This is a genomic window from Rhodococcus sp. (in: high G+C Gram-positive bacteria), from assembly GCF_049286785.1.
In the GTDB taxonomy this organism is placed as follows: Bacteria; Actinomycetota; Actinomycetes; order Mycobacteriales; family Mycobacteriaceae; genus Rhodococcus_F.
The window spans coordinates 1-4201 of record NZ_JBAQEO010000929.1 but is presented as its reverse complement, the minus strand read 5'-3'; the positions used below and the strand labels follow the sequence as shown (position 1 = coordinate 4201).

Genomic DNA, 4201 nt, shown 5'->3' with positions numbered 1-4201 from the left:
GATCCCTCGGGTCGGGCCGCCCACGTCCCCGCCGCCCCAGGCGTACTCGGTGCCGAGCCAGCGGGCCGCGGCTTCGATGACTTTCTGCCCGAACGGGCCCGGTGCGAGCGGGCCGTACCGGCCGCCTGCGGGCGCGCACGCGTCGGGCAAGGTGCCCCCCGCTGCGACGGCAGTGGCCCGACCTGAGGAGGAGATCTGCGACAGTTCGGCGGCGGTGAGTTCCTTGCTTGCGCCCTTGAACTCGCTGTACATGATGCGACCGGCGTCCTCCCACGGGGCGTATGCCTCGGGGTGCGCCGACTTTTGCACGGTCTGGGCGGCGAGGGTGACCGGCATCGTTTCCCACCCGGAAACCTGGATAAGGGCCTGGTAGAACTTCACGTTCGCGGTGACCGGGTTCATCAACTCTTCGACCGTTCCCCACATTCCGACCTGCTGTTGGTACTGGTTCACGGACTTGTTGTCGCTGCCGACGCCGTCGTGCGGGTAGTTCAGGGATTCGGGCACCACGGAGCTGGCGAGCATCCGGAACGTCGATTCGCGGCCCACGGTCGCCAGGGCGACGGTGATGCCGCGCTCGGAGACGCCCATCGCTTCGCCGACCGCGACGACCTGCTTGGCGATCGCGAGTTGGCGGGCGTTGTAGACCGCGAGCCCCGGTGCCGTCGAGGTACCGGGCGAGGTCGACGTCCCGCCGTCCCTCTCCCCCGTTTCGGGTGCGGGAGCTGCACCGGGCTCGGTTGCCCGGTCCACCCACGGAGCTGGATCGACGGCGGTGCCGACACCGTCCGGGAGGCGTCCGCTGTCCCAGACCTCGAAGTGCAGGTGCGCGCCGGTGGTGTCGCCGGCGTTGCCGACACGGCCGATTTCCTGCCCGGCGGAAACGTGGTCGCCGACCTTGACGAGAACACCGTCGTCGAACATGTGCCCGTAGACGGTCGAGTAGACCTTCCCGTCGATCTGATGGTCGAGGATGATCCAGTTCCCGAAACCCGAGGCGGGACCGGCGGCGATGACACGGCCGTCGGTGAACGCGTAGATGGGTGTGCCGACGTCACCGGCGAAGTCGACGCCCTTGTGCTCGGTTCCCCACCGCGACCCGAACCCTGAGGTCAAGGTGGTCGTACCGGACTTGGTCGGTTTGACCAGTGATCCGGCTGGAGCAGTCGCACCGCCGGGGGCGGCCGGGACCGGGCACTGTTTGCCGCTGCCGGAGGCGACGACGACCACGAGCACCACGATCCCGACCATTACGGCCACGGCAGCGGCGAGCAGCTTCTTGGTGTTCACGGTGCGATCAGTCCCGCTCGCGGCGGGCGTGGATCCGGGACGAAAGGTCTGCGATCATCTCCGATGCCGCGGCCAGGGCCGCGTCTCGTTCGCGCAGTTCCCGTTCGAGGTCGCGGCGCGGTGACCGTGGTCCGTCCGGATGCGCTTGCACCCAGTTGCGCAGAGTGTTCGGGTGCACGCCCGTGGTTTCGGCGACGAGCTGGATCGCCCGCCAGCGGGAGGAGACCTCGTTCTGAAGTACGGCGACTCGTTTGACGGCGGCGGCCCTCAATTCCGGAGAGACGTCCCGGTAGCGGCGTTGCGGGATCACGCGGCATCCTCTTGCGTCTCGGTGGTGCTGTAGCGGGCGTTGGTGTTGTGGACGCCGGATTCGATTTCGGCGCGGGTGAAGATCACGTGCACCGGGATCCCCGGGGAGCGTGGATCGTCACCGGTCTTGATCAGCACGTTTCCGGTTCCGGGCGGCGGCGGAGCCGACTCGCCCTCGCGGGGTTGGTCGCCGGTCATCGGCGGCGGTGAGGACCACTTGGTGACCATTTCGGCTTCGGTATCGGTGAAAGTGACCACGCCGTCGAGGCGCTCGATCTCCTTCTCCGGGATCGGGCCGATGATCTTCACGCGGGCACGCTCGAGGAACCCGACCGCGCGGGAGGTGGTGGCACCATCGGCGGAAGTGGTCAGGTCGGCCATCGAGTGCGTGATCATCCACAGCCCGGTCGCGATCTGCCGGTTCAACCGGGTCAACGCGTCGATCCGGTCGACCATGAATGGACCGAGACCGAGCACATCCCAAATCTCGTCCATCACCGCTTCGAAGTAGCGTTGCGGGGCCAGACCCGCGTCCGTGAGTGCGTTCGCGGCGTCGATCAGCGCGAACCCGTCCGACCAGCACACCAGCATGACCGCGGCCCGCAGCTTCTTGTCGCCGTTCGGGATATGGGAGACGTCGAAGCCGATCGCCGGGTGATCGAGGCTGAGCGGATGGGTGGTGTGGCCGTTGAAGATCCGCCCGAACCGGCTCTTCGGGTTCACGAATGCCCGCAGCGAGCGACGCAGCGGGCGCACTACCTCGCGGTACTCCTCCATCTGATCGACACCGGCATCTTCGAGGAGCTGAGGGTGCCCCTCGATGATCAGATCGAGCATGTTCTCGAGTAGCGGCGGCGAGGCGGGAGTGAAACCCTTCTCGTCGAACAAGATCGCGATCGCCGAACCGATCATCGACTCTTCCCAGTCCTCGAGAGCCTGCCCACGCCGAAGCTCGATCAGTGCGCACACCGTTTCGGTCTGGCGGCCGCGGAGCTCCTCGATCCAGCGCAGTTGCAGGCCGGGGAAAGGCGCAAGGCGGGGGATGATCTGGCCGAGTACGCCGCCGGCGAGCGGATTGATATGCCCGAAGGCGTATCCGACATCGACAACGGCGTCCTTGCCGGAGACCGCCTCGACCAACGTCCGGTAGTCGGGTTTCTTGTCGGCCAGGAACAGTGCGGTCACGTCCTGGGCTATCGCTCCGAGAATCACCTTGCGAACGAACGAGGACTTGCCGTAGCCGTTGAGACCGAGGACGAACGCGACCGGGGCGGTGATGAAGCCACGCTGGAACCAGTTCAGCAGCCCGAACGAAACCGGTGCATGGGTGACCAGGTGGCTGCCGATTACCGGCCCGACCGCCGGGGCGCCCGCGCCCACAGACCACGGCCAGAATGCGCCCGCAGCGTGCACGCTCGTCGAGCGCAGCTCGGGTTGCTTCCCCACGGACGCCGCGCGGCCACCGCCCGCTCCGCGGTATCCGCGGTCAGTGAGCTTCCGGCCGGCCTCGGTTTCGCTGGTTTCGCTGCGTTCGCGGGCCGCTGCGTTGCGACGCCGCTTGTCGTCGGTGCTGATCTTGAACTTCGACCACGCTCCGCGCAGGCCCCCCGCATAGACGTGAGCTTGGTACTGTGCCCGTTCTTCGGGCGTCATGATGCGAACCATCAGAGGTGCTGCCTTTCTCTTATGCTGTGAGCGCGGTCGGCAGCGATGCATGGTCGGGCAGCAACACCCCGGTGCCGAGAGAGGCCGCGAATGCCGCGTCCTGGAACCGGTAGCAGCGGCGTATCTCGAGCTGGGCCTGGACAGCGAGGTCGTTGATCAGTGCATCGATCCGGGGAATGTCGCCTTCGATCGGTTCGGTGATGGTGATCAACACACCGATACGGGTGGCACCGTGGCCGCGGGCGAGTTCGTCGCGGGAACGTTCAGCGAGTTCGACATTGATCTGGGCAGCAGCCGAACCGATACCGCGAGTGCGGTTCTGGGACGCAACGATCGCGTTGCGGTAGTCATCATCGATGATCTTGACCGCGTCGGCCGCACGGTGCGGGCGGTAGACGATCGCAACCCTCTTCCGTGGTAAATCCGGGTGCGGTGCGATCAGACGTCGCAGCGTCGATTCGTCGACAGCGCTCTTCGGGCCCGCATCCATCAGCCAGGAGACCGAACGGCCACCGTCGTGCCAGTACTCCGACCACTTGTTCTCGTGGGAGATGGGGCCGGCGTTGTCCCAGGTGATTCCGTGGTCCTCGCCCTTGGCTTCGGCCCGTTCGATGTTCAACTGCGAGGCCGGATCGAACGAGCGCCGCACCACACCGGTGATCTCGGCCGCGCTCATCGGCCGCACCGCGACACCGGACGCTTCGATCGCGGCACGGATGCCGGGCAACCGGCGGCCGATCTCCACCGCTTGCACGCCGGGGTCCTTCTTGCGTTCCTCCGTGGTCGCGGCGAACGTGATAGCTACCCGTGCAGCGAGTTGCACCTCGTCGCGGTGGAACTCGGTTGCGCCTTCGTACACGACCGCCTTCGCCAGCTCAGGAGCGGTCGGGACGGTGATCGCCCTGGCTTGGTTCAGTAGGGCGTTGCCGGTCTCGGG

Annotated in this window: 4 protein-coding genes; all 4 read right to left on the bottom strand. The window is 66.8% G+C overall.

Features of this window, described 5'->3' with window-relative positions; all coding sequences use genetic code 11:
- Nucleotides 1-1290 (bottom strand): peptidoglycan DD-metalloendopeptidase family protein (locus WAW17_RS33775; protein WP_422337181.1); only part of this gene is annotated, 1290 nt, incomplete at its 3' end.
- Between the two features lie 7 nt (nucleotides 1291-1297).
- A complete protein-coding gene (locus WAW17_RS33770; protein WP_422337180.1) occupies nucleotides 1298-1600 on the bottom strand; it encodes a transposase in 303 nt (100 codons plus the stop codon).
- On the bottom strand, nucleotides 1597-3252 hold the full coding sequence (locus WAW17_RS33765) for a hypothetical protein (protein ID WP_422337179.1): 1656 nt from the start codon (nucleotides 3250-3252) through the stop codon (nucleotides 1597-1599). Before WAW17_RS33765 ends, WAW17_RS33770 begins: the two co-directional genes overlap by 4 nt.
- Nucleotides 3253-3283: 31 nt before the next feature.
- On the bottom strand, nucleotides 3284-4201 hold a 918-nt coding region (locus WAW17_RS33760), incomplete at its 5' end, for an SCO6880 family protein (RefSeq protein ID WP_422337178.1).